Origin of the sequence: Mycobacterium sp. (genome assembly GCF_049683355.1) — a bacterium.
Classification (GTDB): Bacteria; Actinomycetota; Actinomycetes; order Mycobacteriales; family Mycobacteriaceae; genus Mycobacterium.
Map to the genome: position 1 here is coordinate 1 of NZ_JBAUJB010000122.1, position 18,846 is coordinate 18,846.

Genomic DNA, 18,846 nt, shown 5'->3' on the forward strand with positions numbered 1-18,846 from the left:
TCGGGCCCCGGCACCAAGCTGACTAACGGGCTCCACAGCCCAAGGAAGCGACGGCGTCGGCAGGCGACCCGACCCCATTTTCACGCCTACAAGGCGTCACCAAAAGGGATAGGAAGCTGACTACCAATGGGTTTTCTCAAGCAGGACGCGCCCGTGGTCGACTATGCGCAGTGGAGCAAGGGAACCCGCGCAGAGCGGATCGTCCCGATGGCCCGCCACTGGGCCGAGGTGGGGTTCGGCACGCCAGTCGTGATGCACCTGTTCTACGTCGTCAAGATCGCGCTGTATGTCCTCGTCGCGTGGCTGATCGTGCTGAGCACCGCCGGGATCGACGGCTTCACCGACGTCGGCTCCTGGTATGCCGAGCCGATCGTCTACCAGAAGGTCGTGTTCTTCACGATGCTGTTCGAGGTCGTCGGATTGGGCTGCGGGTTCGGGCCCCTCAACAACCGTTTCTTCCCGCCGATGGGCTCCATCCTGTACTGGTTGCGTCCCGAGACCATCCGGCTGCCACCATGGCCGGCCCGGGTTCCGCTGACCAGCGGTGACTCCAGGACGCCGGTGGACGTGCTGCTCTACGCCGCGCTGCTGGTGATGCTGGTGGTCGCTCTCTTCTCTGACGGCGCCGGGCCCATCCCGGAGCTCGGTAGCGAAGTCGGGGTGCTGCCGGTGTGGCAGACCGCGACGATCCTCGGCCTGCTCGCCGTGGCAGGCCTGCGCGACAAGGTGATCTTCCTGGCCGCCCGCGGGGAGGTGTACGGCGCGCTGGCGGTGTGCTTTCTGTTCAGCGGGGCCGACATCGTCATCGCCGCGAAGCTGGTCTGCCTGGTCATCTGGATCGGTGCGGCGACCTCCAAGCTCAACAAGCATTTTCCGTTCGTCATCTCGACGATGATGAGCAACAACCCGGTGATCCGCCCCCGCTGGATCAAGCGCAGGTTCTTCGAGCATTTCCCTGACGATCTCCGGCCGGGAAAGGCTTCGCGGTGGCTCGCCCACCTCAGCACCGCGATCGAGATGCTGATCCCGTTGGTGCTGTTCTTCAGCCACGGCGGCTGGGTGACGGCCGTCGCGGCGTTCGTGATGATCTGTTTCCACTTCGGCATCCTGTCGGCGATCCCGATGGGGGTGCCGTTGGAGTGGAACGTGTTCATGATGTTCAGCGTGCTCGCGCTGTTCGTGGGGCAGGCCTCGGTCGGGCTAGGCGACTTGCAGAGCCCGTGGCCGATCGTGCTGTTCGCGGTCGTCGCCGGCACCGTCGCGTTGGGGAACCTGTTCCCCCGGAAGGTCTCCTTCCTGCCCGGCATGCGGTACTACGCGGGCAACTGGGACACCTCGCTGTGGTGCATCAAGCCGTCGGCCGCAGCCAAGATCGAGAACGGCATCGTCGCGATCGCCGCCATGCCTGCCGCACAGATGGAGAAGTTCTACGGCAGCAAGGAAACCGCGGAGATGTACCAGTACATGGGGTATGCGTTCCGCGCGTTCAACACCCATGGCCGCGCGATGTTCACGTTGGCGCATCGCGTCATGGCCGGGCGTGATGAATCCGACTACGTGCTGACTGACGGTGAGCGGATCTGCAGCACCGCCATCGGCTGGAACTTCGGCGACGGGCACATGCACAACGAGCAGTTGATCGCCGCGCTGCAGAAGCGGTGTCGCTTCGAGCCCGGCGAGGTCAGGGTGATGTTGCTCGACGCCCAGCCGATCCACCGGCAGCGCCAGGAGTACCGGCTCGTGGACGCGGCCACCGGTGAGTTCGAACGTGGCTTCGTGCAGGTCGCCGACATGGTCACCAGACAGCCGTGGGACGACACCGTGCCGGTCACCGTCACCTGGCGCAAAGACGGTGCGGACGCTCCCGGTTAGCCCATCACGTCGCGGATCGGCACACTTTCCAGGCCGGCCAGCAACAGCTCCCGCGACGTGTCCAGGTGCCTGCGCCAATGCGCCTCCGCGCCTTCGGCATCGCCGGCCCGCAGGTACTGCATGAGCTTGCGGTAGGACCGCACCAGCTTGTCGTAGTCGGCCTTCGAGACCGGGCGGCGCTCCTTGAACACGAACGCCGTGTGCCGGACCGTGATCTCGTGCAGCATCCCGGCGACGATGCTCAGCGTGGCATTGCCGGACAGCTGCACCACCCGCAGGTGAAATGCCCCGGTGGTCTCGGCCAGCCGGCCGGATTGCCAGCCGTCGGCGATCAGCGCCTCCAGCATCTGGTCCAGTTCGTCGAACGCGTCGGTGGGGCCGGCCTGCGCGAGCAGCCGGGCGGCCATCGGCTCGATGCCGGACTTCGCGGTCAGCAGGTCGGCGATCGTCGCTCCGGACAACTCCAGCAGCAGCCCGGCGGGCCGGGCCACGATCTCCGGTCCGGGCACCCGCACCCGCGCCCCGGTGCGGGAGCCGCGCCGCACCTCGACGAGGCGCTCGGACTCCAGCACGCGCACCGCCTCGCGCAGCGTCGGCCTGCTCACGCCGAAGTGCGCCATCAGCTCCGCCTCGTTGGGGAGGAAGTCGCCGTCGGTGAGCGTGCCGTCGACCACCATGCGGCGCAGGGTGCCGGCGACGAGTTCGGCTGTCTTCGGCGACCGGACCGCCGAGCCGGCACCGGTGGCGTCCGGCCCGATCATCGGCGCCAGCCTGGTGCTACGCGTCACGACGTCTCCCAACCACTGGTCACCAACGAATCGGCGAGCTATGCAACTCAGTAAACCATGTGCCCCTGCCGGTGCCGGACCGATCGATGAGCCTGCAGATCACCGCTGTCACTGTTGTTGTATCCCGAAGCTCCGGTGATGCCCGCGGCTCGCATGGCAGGGTAGCGGCATGCCCGAGGAACTGACCGCCGAGGAGGCCGCCGCGCTGCTCGCCAGCGCCGACACACTGGGCATCCCGCTCGGTCCCGGCCAGCCCCCGGCGTTCCTGCGGGCGCTCGGCGACCGGGAGGACTGGACCGACCTTCGGGTCTACGGCGCCCTGCTCGCAGTCGGCACCGACCTGTTCGGACGCGCCGGAGTGCACTACCTGTCCGGCTTCTTCGGGCCTCTGGAACGGGCGCTGCGCGACGGCGGCGCCAACATCGAGTTCGCGCCGGCGGACTTTCGGCGATTCGGGCCGCTGTTGCAGCGCCAGGCCCCCCGCGTGATGACATCCGTCGCCACGCCGCCCGACGCCGACGGCTGGTGCTCGCTGTCGCTGCATGCCGGGGGCACCATCGACGAACTGCACCGCGCGGCGGCCGATCCCGAGCGGCTCCTCGTCGTCGAGGTGTCACCGGAGTATCCGCGCACGTTCGGCCTCGGCGAGCGTCAACGCCATGCCGTGCATGTCGACGAGATCGACGTACTCGTGCATTCGACGGAGGCACCGCTCGCGCTGCCCGCGCCGCCGCCGACCGACGCCGACATGGCCATCGCCCGACACAGCGTCGACTTCATCCGGCCCGGGTCCACGTTGCAGACCGGGATCGGCTCGATTCCCAGCCACATCGCGACGCTGTTGGCCGAGGGCGACGGCGGCGACTACGGCTTGCACAGCGAGATGTTCACCGACGGCTGCATGCAGCTGCATCGCGCCGGCAAGATCAGCAATATTGCCAAAGGTCAGTACGACGGGATCAGCGTGACGACGTTCGCGTTCGGCTCGTCGGAGCTGTACGCGTGGCTGGACGGCAATGCCGACGTCGCGTTCCTGCCGGTCGAGGTCGTCAACTCGCCGGAGGTCATCGCCCACAACCACCACATGGTCTCGATCAACGGGGCGCTCGCGATCGACATCGGTGGCCAGGTCGTCGCGGACACCATCGACGGCAACCAGTTCAGCGGTGTCGGCGGGGCCGAGGACTTCGTGGCGGGTGCCGGCCTCGAGCTGTCGGACCGCTCGCTGATCTGTCTGCCCTCGACGTTCAAGAAGGACGGCAGCCTGCACTCGCGCATCGTGCCGTGGTTCGGGCCCGGCGCCGTCATCACCACGCCCCGCCACCACGTCGACGTGATCGTCACCGAGTACGGGGCCGCCGAGTTGGAAGGCCTCACGGTCCGGGAGCGTGGTCGCGCACTGGCGGCGATCGCACACCCGCGGTTCCGGGACGAACTGTTACAGGCGGCCGAACGTGCCGCGAAGGGATATTCACCGGTCGTGTGAGGCCCGGCTCCTGCCTACCAACCAGTAGGTTGACCTAGTAAACCTTGTTCGTTTACGTTCGACAGAAGTATCACCAATCCACGAAGGAGATCCCCATGGCGGAAGCCGTCATCGTCGAGGCAGTGCGGTCACCGGTCGGCAAGCGCAACGGCGGCCTGTCGGGGGTGCATCCGGGTGAGCTGTCCGCGCAGGTCCTCAACGGTCTGGTCGAACGCGCCGGCGTGGATCCCGCGATCGTCGACGACGTCATCTGGGGTTGCGTCATGCAGGCGGGGGAGCAGGCCCTCGATATCGCCCGCACCGCGGTGCTGTCGGCGGGATGGCCCGAGTCGGTGCCCGGTGTGACAGTGGACCGCCAGTGCGGATCCAGCCAGCAGTCGGTGCACTTCGCCGCGGCCGGTGTGGTCGCCGGCCACTACGACGTCGTCGTCGCGGGTGGTGTCGAATCCATGTCGCGCGTCCCGATGGGGTCGTCGCTGGCCAACGGTGGACATCCCTACCCGGAGGCGTTCCGCGGCCGCTACAGCCAGACGCCCAACCAGGGAATCGGCGCCGAGATGATCGCCGACCAGTGGGGCCTGAGCCGCACCGATCTCGACCAGTTCTCGCTCGGGTCGCACGAGAAGGCGGCCGCTGCACAGGATTCCGGAGCCTTCGACGATCAGATCGTGGCGATCAAGGACCAGGACGGCAACCCGGTGCTCAAGGACGAGGGGATCCGCCGCGGCGGCACGATGGAGTCGATCGGCAAGATCAAGCCGGCCTTCAAGGAGGACGGGGTGATCCACGCGGGCAACAGCTCGCAGATCTCCGACGGTTCGGCGGCGCTGCTGTTCATGTCCGCGGAGAAAGCGAAGGCGTTGGGGCTCAAGCCGCTTGCCAAGGTGCACACCGCGGTGCTCGCGGGCGCCGACCCGGTCATCATGCTGACCGCACCGATCCCGGCCACGCAGAAGGCGCTCGAACGTTCCGGCCTCTCGCTGGACGAGATCGGGGTGTTCGAGGTCAACGAGGCGTTCGCGCCCGTCCCGCTGGCGTGGCTGAAGGACATCGGCGCCGACGAGAAGAAGGTCAACCCCAACGGCGGCGCCATCGCGCTCGGCCACCCGCTGGGTGGGTCCGGTGCCCGGATCATGACGACAATGCTGTACCACATGCGCGACAAGGGAATCCAGTACGGTCTGCAGACGATGTGCGAGGGTGGCGGTCAGGCCAACGCCACCATCCTGGAACTGCTGTGACTTCTGAATCTCGGGTAGCCGATGCCCCAGGTGCTCTCGTCGAGCGCCGGGACAACGTCATGGTCATCACGATCAACCGGCCCGAGGCGCGCAACGCCATCAACAGCGCGGTGAGCGTTGCGGTCGGCGACGCGATGGACGAGGCGCAGCGGGACCCGGACGTCTGGGCGGTCGTCATCACCGGCGCGGGAGACAAGTCCTTCTGTGCGGGTGCGGACCTCAAGGCGCTGTCCAAGGGTGAGAACATCGGTCACCCCGACCGTCCCAAGTGGGGGTTCGCCGGCTACGTCCGCCATTTCATCGACAAGCCCACGATCGCGGCGGTCAACGGCACCGCGCTCGGCGGTGGCACCGAACTCGCACTCGCCAGCGACCTCGTCGTCGCCGGCGAGAGCGCCAAATTCGGTCTGCCCGAGGTGAAGCGCGGTCTGATCGCCGCCGCCGGCGGTGTCTTCCGCATCGTCGACCAACTGCCGCGCAAGGTCGCCCTGGAGCTGATGTTCACCGGCGAGCCGATCACCTCCGCCGAGGCGCTCAAGTGGGGCCTGATCAACGACGTGGTTCCCGACGGGACGGAGCTGGACGCCGCGCTGGCACTGGCCCAGCGCATCACCGTCAACGCGCCGCTGGCCGTCCAGGCCAGCAAGCGGGTGGCCGTCGGCGCCGACGACGGTGTCGTGGCCGCCGACGAGCCCGGATGGTCGCGAACCATGCGTGAGGTGGCCACCGTGTTCGCGACGGAAGATGCCAGGGAAGGCCCTCTGGCGTTCGCGCAGAAAAGACCGCCTGTATGGAAGGCGATGTAAGTCAAGTGAGCCAACGAGTTGGGAAATCGGAATGAAACGACTGATCTACGGCGCCGAGCACGAGGCGTTCCGCGACACCGTGCGCGGGTACATCGAGAGCGAACTGGTTCCGAACGCCGAGAAGTGGGAGGCCGATCGTCTCGTCGACCGGTCCGCCTACGTGGCCGCCGGCAAGCACGGGCTGATCGGGTTCAACATGCCCGAGGAGTACGGCGGCGGCGGCACCGACGATTTCCGGTTCAACGCCGTCATCGACGAGGAGATGGCCAAGGCCGGCGTCGCCGGGCCCGCCCTGAGTCTGCACAACGACGTCGTCGCACCGTATTTCAAGGATCTGTCCAACGAGGAGCAGAAGAAGCGTTGGCTGCCCGGCATCGTCAGCGGTGAAACCATCATCGCGATCGCGATGACCGAACCAGGTGCCGGCAGTGACCTGGCGGGCATCCGCACCACGGCGGTGCGCGACGGTTCAGGAGAGGACGCAGACTGGATCCTCAACGGGTCCAAGACGTTCATCTCGTCGGGGATCAACTCCGATCTCGTCGTCGTGGTCGCTCGTACCGATCCCGAGGCCGGGCACAAGGGCTTCTCGCTGCTGGTCGTCGAGCGCGACATGGAGGGATTCAGCCGCGGTCGCAAGCTCGACAAGATGGGCCTGCACGCCCAGGACACCTCCGAGTTGCACTTCGAGAACGTCCGGGTGCCTGCGGCCAATGTGCTGGGCAAAGAGGGCCGCGGCTTCTACCACCTGATGACCAACCTGCCGTCGGAGCGGCTCTCGATCGCCATCTCGGCGATCGCAGGCGCCCGCGAAACCTGGCGGCAGACAGTGCAGTACGCCAAGGACCGCAAGGCCTTCGGGCAATCGATCGGCAGCTTCCAGCACAACCGGTTCCTGCTGGCCGAGATGGACACCGAACTCGACGTCACCGAGCAGTACATCGACCGGTGCCTGCAGGGCGTCGTCGACGGTGAGCTGACCGCGGTCGAGGCCGCCAAGGCCAAGTGGTGGGCCACCGAGACCGCCAAGAAGGTGATCGACAACTGTGTGCAGCTGCACGGCGGCTACGGCTACATGATGGAGTACCGGGTCGCCCGTGACTACGTGGACTCCCGCATCCAGACCATCTTCGGTGGCACCACCGAGATCATGAAAGAGATCATCGGCCGCGACCTGGGCCTCTGACGCGCCCGAAGGCGGTCAGCTGATGGGTGCTTCGGCGGCCGGGGACACCGGCGACTCCGCGGGCAGCGACTCGGTCGGTGTCGGAGCCGACGTCTCGGTCGTCTCGGTCGTGGTGGTCTCCGTCGAGCTCGTCGTCGACGGAGTGATCGGCGCCGGGGCCAGCGCCGGATCGAGCACGGCGTCGACGATGTAGATCCGGGCGTTCTGCGCCGTGATGCCGCCGCAGAGCACCTTGGTGGTCTCGTTGACCTCGACGTCACCACCCGAGCCGGTCACCTCGATCTCGGTGCCCTCCTGGGTCGGGCGTTGGCCCTTCACGTCGTCGGGGCCCAGCAGGCCGAGGAACGCGTGGTAGTACACCAGCCGGGTCAGCGCCGCCGGATCGATGCGCAGCATCTCCAACTGCTCGGGCGGCAGCGCCGCGAACGCCTCATTGGTGGGTGCGAACAGCACGTAGGGACCGTTGTCGAACACCGAGGCGACGTTGACGGCAGGGTTCACCTGTCCGGAGATCGCCTGGCTGAAGGTGCTGACGTCGGGGATGCTGGCCAGCGCGGTGCTGACCGGCAGGTTGGCCAGGCCCTTCCAGTTGGGCACAGCTTCCTTGAAGGGCCCGCACTCGGGTCCCTGCGGATCGGGGATCTCGGCGACCGGGGTCGTGGTGGGCTCGGCGTAGGCGTTGACTGCCAGCGGAACCGACAGGACGATAGCGGCGGCACTCACAGCTACGCCGATGGCCTTGCTGGTGTGGGTCTTCACGTTCTGCTCCTCAGCTATTCAGGTCGCCTGGCATGGTATGTGCACAAATTGGTCACGGCCAAGTCGGGACGGCGCCGGGGGAGTGCGACGAGCTCAGGAATCCTCGGGCAGCAGCGCAGCCACCACGCCGGCCAGCTCGTCAGCGGCCTCGGGAAACGTCGACGATCCCGAACTGGCCTGCACCATCGCCCCAACAAGCTGAACTCGAGGGTCTCGGCGACCTCCGGCCAGGCGTCCGAGCGCAACACCGCGCGGACCCGCCGGTGCAGCTCGGCATGGATCCGCCGGCGGACGGCCCGCACCGAGGGCTCATTGGAGATCATTGCGCTCGAACAGGCGGCGGCCAGTTCCGGCTCGTCGGCGACCAGCATCACCAGCTGATGGAACAGGGCGATCACCCGCTCCCGCGCCGGCTGGTCGACGTCGACGCTCAGCGGTGCCTCACGCAGCAGGCCCAGGTACACCTCGGCGACGATGGCGGCCTTGGACCTGAAGTACACCCCCAACTCGGCGTGGGGCACGCACGCGTGTTCCGCGAGGTTGCGGGTGGTCAGGTCGACGAATGCGGCCGTGCGCAGCATCTCGACCGTCGCATCCAGCACGCGCCCGACCACGTCGTGGTCGTCGCGGTCCCGCTCTCCGTAGGACCGCAGGTAGATGACCTTCGCGGAGGATTCGCGCGCCGGTTCGGCGGCGCCGCTCATCCACCGGTCCAGTTCACACGCTCGAGCCTAGTGCGGCCGCTCCGGGTGCGCAGAGTTGCTCCGAGAGGTCCCACAGCGCCAGCGCACGGGATTCGTCGACTGCGTAGGACGCCGCGGCGCTGATCCGGCAGTCGGACAGATACGCCCCGCCCTGTCCGTCCAGCTCGTCACTGACCGCTGCCCATACCTGGGTCGCCGCACCGTATTCGGGCGTCGTGAAATCACGGGTGACGTCGACGCGCCGTGCGTCGGGGTTGGCTTCCACCGACGGCACCGCGCCCAGGCGGGCGAAGTCCTCCTTGGCCATGTGGCGGGCCAGTTGGGTCGCCACGATCCCCGGGTGCACGGCAAAGGCCCGCACCCCGTTGTCGCGCAGCCTCCGGTCGAGCTCGACGGCATGCAGCACGTTCGCGGTTTTGGACGCGCCGTAGGCGACGAACTTGTCGTACTCGCGGTGTTCCCAGTTGGGATCCTCGAGGTCGACGTCACCCATCCGGTGCGCCTCGGACGACAGGTTGACCACCCGGGCGCCGTCGGCGGCGACCAGCGTCGGCAGCAGCGCCCTGGTCAGTTCGAAGTGGCCCAGATGGTTTGTGCCGAAATGTGTTTCGAATCCCTCCACGGTGCGGCTGAAGGGGGTGAACATCACTCCGGCGTTGTTCATCAACACGTGCACCGCGGGGGTGAGGTACTGGATCTCGGCGGCCGCGGACGCGACGCTGGCCAGCGAGGCCAGATCGAGGTGGATTGTCGACAGTTGCGCGCCGGGCACGTGGTCGAGCACCCACGACGTCGTCTCATCGACGCTCGCCTGATCGCGGGCCGCGAGGATCACGTGGGCTCCGGTGGCGGCCAGTGCCCTGGCCGACTCACGTCCCAGCCCGGAGGACGTGCCGGTGATCACACAGGTCTTGCCGGTCAGGTCAGCGCCCTGGGCCACCTCGGACGCCGACGGTGCGGATGGTGTTGTCACGACGTGAGGATCGCACGTTGCGTGCGGTCGTTCCTCACCCGGCCTCGGTCCTACGATGGCGGCCATGGTCGAGCCGCTGATCCTGCCCATTGCCGGGCACGCGCCCCAACTCCACCCACAGAGCTGGGTGGCGCCGAACGCCACCCTGATCGGCCGCGTCACCATGGCGGCCGGGTCGAGCGCCTGGTACGGGGCCATCCTGCGGGCCGAGGCCGAACCCATCGAGATCGGTGCGGGCACCAACATCCAGGACGGTGTGACGATTCACGTGGACCCCGGCTTTCCCGCCCGTATCGGCGCGGGCGTCAGCGTCGGGCACAACGCGGTGTTGCACGGCTGCACCGTCGAGGACGACTCGCTGATCGGCATGGGGGCGGTGGTGCTCAACGGCGCCAGCATCGGGGCCGGATCGCTGGTCGCGGCCGGCGCGGTGGTGCCCCAGGGTGCGGTGATCCCGCCGCGGTCGATGGTGGCCGGGGTTCCGGGCAAGGTGCGCCGTGAGCTCAGCGACGACGAAGTCGCCAACATCCGGACGAACGCGCAGCTGTATCAGGAGCTGGTCAAGCTGCACCGTGATGCAGGCAACGCCTGAAACGGGTTCCGGACGGGAGGGCTCCGGGTACAGCCGTACCGTGAAACCCGTGCGGACACTCGTCACCGGTGCGACCGGATACATCGGCTCGCGCCTTGTCACCGCGTTGCTCGCCGACGGCCATGACGTGGTCACCGCGAGTCGCCACCCCGGGCGGTTCGCCGATTTCGGTTGGCGCGACGACGTCTCGACGGTGGAGCTGGATGCTCACGACCGGGATTCGGCGCGTCAGGCCTTCGCCGATGCCGGAAAGATCGATGTTGTCTACTACCTGGTTCACGGCATCGGGGAGCCCGGATTCCGCGAAGCCGACAATCGCGCCGCCGCCAACGTCGCGGCCGCGGCCAAGGAGGCGGGGGTGCGGCGCATCGTCTATCTCGGTGGCTTCGTACCCGACGACGAGTCGCTGTCCGAGCACCTGACGAGTCGAGCCGAGGTCGCAGAGGCGCTGACCGTCGACGGTGGGCCCGACGTGGTGTGGCTGGGCGCAGCCATGATCTTCGGCGCGGGTTCGACGTCGTTCGAGATGCTGCGGTATGTCGCCGACAGGTTCCTGCTGTTGCCGATGCCCGACTGGTCGGCCAACCCGATCGACCCGATCTCGATCCGCGACGTGCTGCACTACCTGGTTGCAGCGGCCGACGTCGACGCCGTGCCTGCCGGTGCGTACGACATCGCAGGTCCTGAGACCACCACCTACGGAGACCTGCTGCAGACCTACGCGCGGGTGGCGGGCATCTGGCGCGCGCCGGTGGCGGTGTACGGCGTGGAGACCTGCCTGGTGTCGCGGGTCAGTGGCGCGGTGCTGCCGGTGCCCGGTGGCCTCGCCGGGGACCTCATCGAATCGCTGGATCACCCGATGATGGCCTCGAAGCTCGGTATAGCCGACCACGTCGCGGAGCCACCCGGCGGGCTGCTCGGTGTGGAGGACGCGATGCGCCGGGCCGTCGCGAGCCCGCACCGGCGTCCGGTGAACGCGCTCGCCGACGTCCATCACCTCGCCGACACCGATCCCCAGTGGGCCGGGGGCGACAGCCGGCGGCTACGGCAGATCGCCAGCGCGGTGACGCCGTCGGTGGTGCGGCCGGTACTGGGCCTGCTCGGGCTCGTGCCCGGTCCGGTGGCGGGTGCGGCTCGCGCCGGGCTGGACACCGTGATCGGCCTGGTGCCGAAGGGGAGTCCCGCGTGACATCACCGACCCGCACCGGCTTGCCGGGCGAGTTCATCCGGATCGCGCGCAACCGGGCGGCGCCGTACAACGAGTGGCCGTCGGTGATCCGCCGGCGCAAGATCGTCGTGTCGGTCGTCCTGCTGATCGGCGCCGCGTTGCTCGGCTACTCGCTGAGCCGGCCCCCCGGTGACGATTCGTTCATCTGGCTCACGCTCGCGCTGGCCGGGGTCTGGGCGGTCGGGGCATTCGCTTCCGGCCCGCTGCACCTCGGGCACGTGTGCTTCCGGGGACGCAACCAGCGCCCGGTCATCACCGGCACCCTCGTCGGGTTGGCCCTCGGCGCCGCCTTCGTGGTCGGCGGGCTAGTCGCCCGCCAGATCCCCGGCGTGCGAGAGTACATCACCCGAGTGCTGGAATACTCCACGGCCGGCCCATTGGTGCTCATCGTCTTCATCACCGTCGTCAACGGGCTGGCCGAGGAGATGTTCTTCCGCGGCGCCGTGTACACCGCGCTCGCGAAGTACCACCCCGTCATCGTGTCGACCGTGCTGTACGTGATCGCCACTGCCGCGACCACGGGCAACCCCATGCTCGGCTTCGCCGCCATCATCCTCGGCACGGTCTGTGCGTTCGAGCGCCGGGCGACCGGCGGAGTGCTCGCGCCGATGCTGACCCACTTCTTCTGGGGTCTGGTGATGGTGCTCGCGCTGCCGCCGATGTTCGGCGTCTAGCACGGCGATCACCCGGTGACGCCGTCGGCGTAATGCGGCCGAAGCCTGTACTGCGCCGTCCGGAAACAACAACGCGCCAGATTGAAGCACCTTTAGGAGGTGCTAATGTTTCATCTGGGCTGGTTCTTGGGCAGCGGTTTCAGCGTGCAGACCTGGGCCATGGACCCGTGGGCGGGCAGCACCGGACACGACTGGATGAAAGGTGATCTGTTCGTCGACCTGGCCGCCTCGCTGGAACGGGCCCGGTTCGACTACCTGCTGGTCGAGGACACCAGCATGGTCGAAGACGCCTACGGCCGGTCGATGGAGACCACGCTCAAGTACGGCATGCTCGCCCCGAAGTGCGATCCGGTACCGCTGATTCCGCTTCTGACGCAACGCACCGAACACATCGGCATTGCCGTCACGCTGTCGACCAGCTTCTACCACCCGTACATGGCAGCCCGGACGATGACCACCCTCGACCACCTCACGGACGGCAGGGTGGGCCTCAATGTGGTCACCGGCAGTTCCGCGCGTGCTGCCCAGCAGTACGGCTACGACGAGCTGATGCTGCACGCCGACCGCTACGGGATGGCCAAGGAGTGGATGGAAGCAGTTGGTGCACTCTGGGATTCGTGGGACGACGGTGCGGTCCTGGTGGACCAGGAGACCCCCCGGTATGCCGACCATACGAAGGTGCACACGGTCGACTTCGAGGGCAAGCATTTCCGCACCCGGGGCCCGCTGAACACCATTCCCGGCCCGCAACGACGTCCGGTGATCGTGCAGGCGGGTGCTTCGCCGGCGGGGCGGGATCTCGCCGCGAAATACGCGGAGTCGATGCTCGCCCACGGCACCAGCATCGATCAGATGAAGGCGTTCCGCCAGGACATGCACCGCCGGATGACGGAGTACGGCCGAGATCCCGCCACGCTGAAGATCCTCTTCCTGATCGACCCGGTCCTCGGTGACAGCGACCGCGTCGCGCAGGCCCGCGAAGAGGATATGAAGGCCGCGCGGTGGAGCGACCACGCGATCGAAAAGGCGCTCTGGGGACTGAGCTACACCTCTGGTGGCGAATTCGACTTCTCCACTTTCGATCTCGACGAAGAGGTGCCCGACGTCTGGGGCAACGGCGAGACGAGCACGTTGCGAACCTTCATCGAAGGTGCCCGCGGTAAGACGCTGCGTGAGGCCATCGCCACCGTCGACACCCAAGCCGGTCTGGCGTTCGTGGGCTCACCTGACACGGTGGCGGCGAAGATGGGGGAGGCCATGGAAGAGGTCGGCGGTGATGGGTTCCTGCTGTCGCCGACGGTGACCCGGCGCAATATCGCCGAGATCGCCGACGGCCTCGCGCCTGCACTGCGTAGGCGGGGCCTGATCCGGGATGGATACAACCACAGCACATTCCGGGAGAACCTACTGGAGTTCTAGACCCGGCGTAATGCGAGAGGCACTGAGGCGACGCAATGGTGTCACGCGGCCGGTATTCAATCATTCGAGCGCGCCAGCGGCTGTCGCGCTCTGACGTCAAGAGTTGGCCCACCCAGGAGGCATTCATGGTCGGCACTGCACAGCCCAACAACACTCCCGCAAGCTGGGATCGACGCACCTTCCTCAAGGCGAGCGGGATCACCATCGGCGGCCTGAGCCTGGCGTCGCTCGTGGCTGCCTGCGGCGGTGCCGGTGGCGGCGGGGCCAGCGGCGGCACGCTCACATTGCGGCTTCCCTTCCTCGCCGACATGCAGGTTCCCGACCCCGACATCATGTACGAGGGCGAAGGCGCTCAGGTGATGGAGTTCGCTTACGAGGGGTTGGTGCGTTACAAGCCCGGGTCACCGGAAATCATCGGTGGGCTGGCCGAATCCTGGACGATCTCGGATGATCAACGGACCTACACCTTCACGCTGCAGCCCGGTGTGAAGTTTCACGACGGCACGCTGGCCGACGCCCAGGCGTGGGCGAAGAGCTTCGAGCGCAGGGCGGAGATCAACCAGGGCCCTGCGTACATGGTGGCCGGCGTGGTCAGCACAGATGCACCCGACCCGACGACGTTCGTCGTCACGCTGGCTGAGCCCAACAATGCATTCATGCACTACCTGGCCTGTCCGTGGCAACCGTTTGCAGTGAGCCCGTCCGCGGTCGCCGCCAACGCCGTGGGCGATGATCTGGCACAGGAATGGCTCAAGACCAACGACGCGGGTTGCGGTCCGTACACGATCTCGGAGTTCGTCCCCGGCAGCCACTACGCCCTGACCGCGTTTCCCGATTACTGGCGTGGCAAGCCTGCCTTCGACGCTATCCGCATCGAGATCACTCCCAGCATCGCGACCCAGAAGCTGCAGCTCGATTCCGGCGCCTTCGATATGGTCACCAAGGGTTTCCCGATCCCCGATGTCCTCTCTTATCAACAGAATCCGCAGTTCTCAGTGGTCAATGCGATCGGCGGAGTCGGCGAGGCGATCTGGTTGAACCCGAACTCGGGCGTCTTCGCCGACGTCGAACTGCGACGCGCGATGCTTACTGCACTGGACCGCCAGGCCATCGTCGGCACTGCATGGGGCGGGTTGGCGACAGCCCAGGAAACGATGTGGCCCGAAGCCTCTCTGCCCCCGGCGATGGCTCCGTTCCCGGTGGAGATCGACACTGCACCGCTGGCGGCGCTGGCTGCTGGATTGTCGGGATCGACGATTGACCTGGCCTGGGCAGCGGACGGTGGCGCACCGCGCCAGCAGATGGCCGAGTTGGTGCAGAGCCAACTCGCCGGCCTCGGTCTCAACGTCACGGTGCGTACATTGCCGGTCGCCGAGATGTTCGACCTGGCGAATCAGCCACCGGAGAATCGACCCGACATGATGGTGACGTTCCTCGGCGGTGACACGCTTCATCTCGACACCACCTTTCGGATCCTGTTGAGGACCGGCGCCAAACCGTTGAATTTCTACCAGTATTCGAATACCGAACTCGACGAGCTGATGGACCAGGCGGTCCGTCAACCGACCGCTGATCAAATGAATGCCCTGTACCAGCAGTGCAGCGAGATCGTGCTGGAAGATGCCGTCTTCATCCCGCTGTGCCTGCCGCCGAATTCCACCATCGCCCACAACCATGTCAGCGGAATCGAGAGCAACTCATTCTTCCCGCAGATCCTCTGGCCGCCGGCGCTGAAGCGGGCCTGAGCGGGGCGCCCGCAGATGCCGATCAGGGGGCGAGCCATCGGCTCGCCCCCTGATCTGTCTGGCTGTTCAGCAGGTGGGTGAGAGTGTGCGAAAGCTACTCGCGTGGAACACCATCGGCGTGATATCGGGGTACATCGCCAGGGAGAGGATCTGCAACACCACGATTTCGTGGTCGCCGGCATCGACACATTTGAACGGTGCGCACTCGAGCCAGAGAGTGGAGCCGTGGACGAAGACGGCACCACCGTCGGTGGCCTCCCAGTCGATCCCACTGAACCGGTCTCCGGTCTTCGCCGACAGTGACTTGGCGATGCCAGCGTGTTCACCTGCCAACACCGAAAGGCCGAGACGATCGAGTGTCGCCAGTTTCGGCCACGTGGTCGAGGTCTTTGCGACGCAGACGGAAACCAGCGGCGGATCCAATGACACCGAGGTGAAGGAGCTCGCCGCCATGCCCTCCGCGACCCCGTCGAGCAGGCCGCAGAATGCCGTGACCCCGCTCGGAAAGCAGCCGAAAGCCTGGCGCAGCAACGCTTGATCGAACAGCCCGTCCGCGGCGCTGATCATGATGACACCGCCGGCACGAATCGGCGGGCGATCTCGACCCAGCGGTCGAGATCGTCCGATGACTCGTACTCGGAGTCCAGTAGGTACAGGCTGGGTGCTGGACAGCTGGCCCCGATCTCGACGAGCACCGGACGCAGGGTCAATTCGGGTGCCAGCGCATGGGTATGCGAGCCCCCGAGCATGAGCGGGAAGGTCGTGATCTGGCCCAGTTCGCCCGTCCCGAACTGGTCCAGGAACAGCTTGAGCAGCCCGGTGTAGGTGGCCTTGAAGGTGGGGGAGGCGACCACCAGGGAACCGGCGGACTTCACGATCGCTTTAGCCTCGGCGACTTTCGGGTCACCCCAACCGAGTAGGCCGGTGCCGAGATCGACGACATCGATCACGTGCTCGGGCGCCGTGCCGGTCAGCTTCTGGACGAGTAGCTCTGCTGCGGCGCGTGTCCGCGACATCGGTTTGGGATTGCCCACGACTATGACTGTCACGATTGCAGTCAACGGTGGGCAGATTTCGACGGTCTGGTCTGGGGGTAAACCCTGTATTGCGCCGTGCACGTCCATCCCGCCCCCGCTCGCAGTTCCTGCGGCGCAATCCGTTGGACATCGATACGACGTCGTTCCGTCATGCAGGGCGGTTTTGCTGGCGGTTGCGTGAGTATTCGGACGCCTGCCAGCGGCGGCAGCGGTCCTGTGTGTAGCCCACCTGACCCAGAACATCCCACCGCAATCGAGGGCACGTCAGCGATGAGTATCTCTACGAACGACACCGCCGTAGGCTTCGGGTCCACCGCCGGCGCCTCTCCCGAGGCAGTCCCGCCGCGCGCCCGGGTGCAGGATCTGCGCGTCACCTTCCAGCGCCGCGGGGTTCCGTTGAATGCGCTGCGGGGGGTGAGTCTCGACGTCCCACCCGGCGAGGTGATGGCGCTGGTGGGAGAGTCCGGGTCGGGAAAGAGTGTGATGGGGCTGGCGCTGCTCGGCCTGCTCGGTGGGGAGTCCGCACCTGAGATCAGTGGCAGTGCCGAGGTCTGCGGGATCGACATGGTGGCCGCCGACGACCATGAGCGGCGACGCGTTCGTAGATCTCACCTGGGCGCGGTGTTCCAGGACCCGATGACTTCCTTGGACCCGACGATGCGGGTGGGCAGGCAGGTCATTGAAGCGGCGGGGGACGAGGACGAGGCCAGGCGCCTTCTCGACCTCGTCGGTGTGCCCGACCCGGTCCGGCGGATGAAGGCGTTCCCCCACGAACTGTCCGGCGGACTGCGCCAACGAGTGATGATCGCAATGGCCGTGGCCGGAAAGCCGGACCTCGTCATCGCGGACGAACCCACCACCGCACTCGATGTCACCGTGCAGGCGCAGGTGCTGGGGCTGTTGCGTGACCTGTGTGACGAGCTGGGGACGTCCTTCATCGTCGTCACCCACGACATCGGGGTGGCCTCCCAGATCGCCGACCGGGTGGCGGTGATGTACGGCGGCCGATTGGCCGAGGTGGGCACCATGGACGAGGTGCTGCGAGCGCCGGCGCACCCTTATACATCGGGACTGTTGCAGTCCCGCCTGGATCTGTCACTGCCGCTGGGCCGTGCGATCCAGACCTTGCCCGGCCAACCACCCGATCCGCATGCACACCCCGACGGATGCGCATTCACGCCGCGCTGTCCGGCGGCGACCGAGGCATGCTCGCAGACCGTCCCTGAACCCACACCTGCTGCTACGCATCGCGGTGTGGCGGCCTGCATCGTCGAAGGCGCCAGCACCATCTCGCAGCAACGCCTGGAGACAGTGGAGTTCCCGCCGATGGTGAAACTCGACGAGAGCAGGCCAGCTTTGCAGGTCAACGGCATCGAGAAGCGATTCCCGGTGCGGCGCGGCCTCTTCAGAAAGGACTCCCTACACGCCCTGCGAAACGTCATTCTGGACGTGCACCCGGGCGAGTCCATCGCCGTCGTCGGCGAATCCGGATCGGGGAAGTCCACCCTGCTGCGGGTCGTCGCCGGGCTGATGAAACCGGAGAGCGGCACAGTCGACTACCTGGGGCTGCGACCACAGGTGGTGTTCCAGGATGCGGGTGCGTCATTGACGCCGTGGATGACGGTCGGGGAGATCGTCGGTGAGCGGTTGTTGAAGGAGACGACCCGCTCCGAGCGGCGCGAGCGGGTGAACCTGGCGCTACGGCAAGTTGGCTTGCCGCCGGATGTCGCCAGTGTCAAGTCCTCGAGCCTGTCGGGTGGCCAGCGTCAACGGGTAGCACTGGCACGTGCCATCATCCGGCCCCCGAGGCTGCTGCTGTGCGACGAGCCCACGTCGGCACTCGATGCCTCGTTGGCTGCCTCGGTGCTGAACCTGCTCCAGCAGCTGCGCCGAGAACTCGGTATGGCGACGGTCTTCGTCACCCACGACCTGGCGGCTGCCCGGTTCATCTCCGACCGGATCGCGGTCATGTACCTCGGTCAGATCGTCGAGCTCGCGCCGACCGAGGAACTGATCGGCAATCCGCAACATCCCTACACCAAGGCACTGCTGGCGTCGGTGCCGCGACCGGGTGCTGACCCGGTTCGGTTACCCGGCGAGCCGGCCAGCGCGCTGGCGATTCCATCGGGGTGCGCGTTTCATCCGCGTTGTCCGGAGCGGGTCGACCGGTGCGACAGCGAGGTACCGACGCTGATCTCGATCGACGGGACCAGTCGGCACATGGCGTCATGCCTGCTTCGGACCACCAGGCCCGAACAGCGCGCCTCCAGCTGATCGGTGGCGCAATGTTGTTGCCACAAAGGTGAATTCAGAAGAAACAAGGACGTCTTCTACTG

17 protein-coding genes are annotated in these 18,846 nt (G+C 66.9%); 11 read left to right on the plus strand and 6 right to left on the minus strand.

All coding sequences use genetic code 11. The annotated features are described in order from the left end of the window. Positions 1-126 precede the first annotated feature (126 nt). Entirely contained in the window at positions 127-1,872 is a 1,746-nt protein-coding gene (locus tag WA944_RS07640) for a DUF3556 domain-containing protein (protein ID WP_526646677.1), read from the plus strand. On the opposite strand, the gene WA944_RS07645 is transcribed toward WA944_RS07640, so the two are convergent. Beyond that, positions 1,869-2,660 carry a FadR/GntR family transcriptional regulator gene (locus tag WA944_RS07645; RefSeq protein WP_526611030.1) on the minus strand — a complete coding sequence of 264 codons (792 nt, stop codon included), beginning with the start codon at positions 2,658-2,660 and terminating at the stop codon, positions 1,869-1,871. The genes WA944_RS07640 and WA944_RS07645 overlap by 4 nt on opposite strands. Before the next feature lie 169 nt (positions 2,661-2,829). Between WA944_RS07645 and WA944_RS07650 the strand changes: the two genes are divergently transcribed. The 4 genes from WA944_RS07650 (at position 2,830) to WA944_RS07665 (ending at position 7,379) form a co-directional block, all read left to right on the plus strand. Further along, complete coding sequence (locus WA944_RS07650; RefSeq protein ID WP_526374273.1) at positions 2,830-4,146, plus strand: acetyl-CoA hydrolase/transferase family protein; 1,317 nt, start codon at positions 2,830-2,832, stop codon at positions 4,144-4,146. 95 nt (positions 4,147-4,241) lie between these two features. Beyond that, positions 4,242-5,387: a thiolase family protein gene (locus tag WA944_RS07655; protein WP_526374272.1), complete on the plus strand. Its 1,146-nt coding sequence runs from the start codon at positions 4,242-4,244 to the stop codon at positions 5,385-5,387. Beyond that, positions 5,384-6,193, plus strand: a complete 810-nt coding sequence (locus tag WA944_RS07660; RefSeq protein WP_526374271.1) for an enoyl-CoA hydratase/isomerase family protein — start codon at positions 5,384-5,386, stop codon at positions 6,191-6,193. Before WA944_RS07655 ends, WA944_RS07660 begins: the two co-directional genes overlap by 4 nt. 31 nt (positions 6,194-6,224) lie before the next feature. Beyond that, a complete protein-coding gene (locus tag WA944_RS07665; RefSeq protein ID WP_526374270.1) occupies positions 6,225-7,379 on the plus strand; it encodes an acyl-CoA dehydrogenase family protein in 1,155 nt (384 codons plus the stop codon). Between the two features lie 15 nt (positions 7,380-7,394). Here WA944_RS07665 and WA944_RS07670 read toward each other — a convergent pair whose 3' ends face one another. From WA944_RS07670 to WA944_RS07680, 3 genes are read right to left on the minus strand one after another with little or no spacing between them, the layout of a single operon-like run. Then, entirely contained in the window at positions 7,395-8,138 is a 744-nt protein-coding gene (locus WA944_RS07670; RefSeq protein WP_526611027.1) for a fasciclin domain-containing protein, read from the minus strand. A gap of 14 nt (positions 8,139-8,152) precedes the next feature. Next, positions 8,153-8,842 carry a TetR/AcrR family transcriptional regulator gene (locus tag WA944_RS07675; RefSeq protein ID WP_526374268.1) on the minus strand — a complete coding sequence of 230 codons (690 nt, stop codon included), beginning with the start codon at positions 8,840-8,842 and terminating at the stop codon, positions 8,153-8,155. Positions 8,843-8,855: 13 nt separating this feature from the next. Then, positions 8,856-9,815, minus strand: coding sequence for an SDR family oxidoreductase (locus WA944_RS07680; protein WP_526374267.1), 960 nt, complete (start codon positions 9,813-9,815; stop codon positions 8,856-8,858). 64 nt (positions 9,816-9,879) lie between these two features. On the opposite strand from WA944_RS07680, the gene WA944_RS07685 reads away from it, so the two are divergent. The 5 genes from WA944_RS07685 (at position 9,880) to WA944_RS07705 (ending at position 15,473) form a co-directional block, all read left to right on the plus strand. Then, positions 9,880-10,407 carry a gamma carbonic anhydrase family protein gene (locus tag WA944_RS07685; RefSeq protein WP_526374266.1) on the plus strand — a complete coding sequence of 176 codons (528 nt, stop codon included), beginning with the start codon at positions 9,880-9,882 and terminating at the stop codon, positions 10,405-10,407. 40 nt (positions 10,408-10,447) lie between these two features. Then, on the plus strand, positions 10,448-11,596 hold the full coding sequence (locus WA944_RS07690) for an NAD(P)H-binding protein (protein ID WP_526611026.1): 1,149 nt from the start codon (positions 10,448-10,450) through the stop codon (positions 11,594-11,596). Positions 11,597-11,616: 20 nt separating this feature from the next. After that, the gene (locus WA944_RS07695) at positions 11,617-12,309 is read left to right on the plus strand and encodes a CPBP family intramembrane glutamic endopeptidase (protein ID WP_526374343.1); all 693 of its coding nucleotides are present in this window, start codon (positions 11,617-11,619) and stop codon (positions 12,307-12,309) included. Positions 12,310-12,414: 105 nt separating this feature from the next. Then, entirely contained in the window at positions 12,415-13,728 is a 1,314-nt protein-coding gene (locus WA944_RS07700; protein WP_526374338.1) for an NtaA/DmoA family FMN-dependent monooxygenase, read from the plus strand. 125 nt (positions 13,729-13,853) lie between these two features. Then, positions 13,854-15,473: an ABC transporter substrate-binding protein gene (locus WA944_RS07705; RefSeq protein ID WP_526374337.1), complete on the plus strand. Its 1,620-nt coding sequence runs from the start codon at positions 13,854-13,856 to the stop codon at positions 15,471-15,473. 66 nt (positions 15,474-15,539) lie between these two features. Here WA944_RS07705 and WA944_RS07710 read toward each other — a convergent pair whose 3' ends face one another. Both WA944_RS07710 and WA944_RS07715 read right to left on the minus strand, forming a co-directional pair. Continuing rightward, complete coding sequence (locus tag WA944_RS07710) at positions 15,540-16,037, minus strand: flavin reductase family protein (RefSeq protein WP_526374342.1); 498 nt, start codon at positions 16,035-16,037, stop codon at positions 15,540-15,542. Then, positions 16,037-16,507 (minus strand): NADPH-dependent FMN reductase, encoded by a 471-nt coding sequence (locus WA944_RS07715; RefSeq protein WP_526611024.1) that lies wholly within the window; start codon positions 16,505-16,507, stop codon positions 16,037-16,039. The genes WA944_RS07710 and WA944_RS07715 overlap by 1 nt, the downstream gene beginning before the upstream one ends. Positions 16,508-16,780: 273 nt before the next feature. Between WA944_RS07715 and WA944_RS07720 the strand changes: the two genes are divergently transcribed. Further along, on the plus strand, positions 16,781-18,784 hold the full coding sequence (locus WA944_RS07720) for a dipeptide ABC transporter ATP-binding protein (RefSeq protein ID WP_526374335.1): 2,004 nt from the start codon (positions 16,781-16,783) through the stop codon (positions 18,782-18,784). The last annotated feature ends 62 nt before the right edge of the window (positions 18,785-18,846 follow it).

What these genes read in the sequence shown, in the direction of transcription:
- WA944_RS07640 (WP_526646677.1), top strand. Translation starts at nt 127, where the DNA reads ATGGGTTTTCTCAAGCAGGACGCGCCCGTGGTCGACTATGCGCAGTGG.
- WA944_RS07650 (WP_526374273.1), top strand. Translation starts at nt 2,830, where the DNA reads ATGCCCGAGGAACTGACCGCCGAGGAGGCCGCCGCGCTGCTCGCCAGC.
- WA944_RS07655 (WP_526374272.1), top strand. Translation starts at nt 4,242, where the DNA reads ATGGCGGAAGCCGTCATCGTCGAGGCAGTGCGGTCACCGGTCGGCAAG.
- WA944_RS07665 (WP_526374270.1), top strand. Translation starts at nt 6,225, where the DNA reads ATGAAACGACTGATCTACGGCGCCGAGCACGAGGCGTTCCGCGACACC.
- WA944_RS07675 (WP_526374268.1), bottom strand. Translation starts at nt 8,842, where the DNA reads ATGAGCGGCGCCGCCGAACCGGCGCGCGAATCCTCCGCGAAGGTCATC.
- WA944_RS07685 (WP_526374266.1), top strand. Translation starts at nt 9,880, where the DNA reads ATGGTCGAGCCGCTGATCCTGCCCATTGCCGGGCACGCGCCCCAACTC.
- WA944_RS07700 (WP_526374338.1), top strand. Translation starts at nt 12,415, where the DNA reads ATGTTTCATCTGGGCTGGTTCTTGGGCAGCGGTTTCAGCGTGCAGACC.
- WA944_RS07705 (WP_526374337.1), top strand. Translation starts at nt 13,854, where the DNA reads ATGGTCGGCACTGCACAGCCCAACAACACTCCCGCAAGCTGGGATCGA.
- WA944_RS07720 (WP_526374335.1), top strand. Translation starts at nt 16,781, where the DNA reads ATGAGTATCTCTACGAACGACACCGCCGTAGGCTTCGGGTCCACCGCC.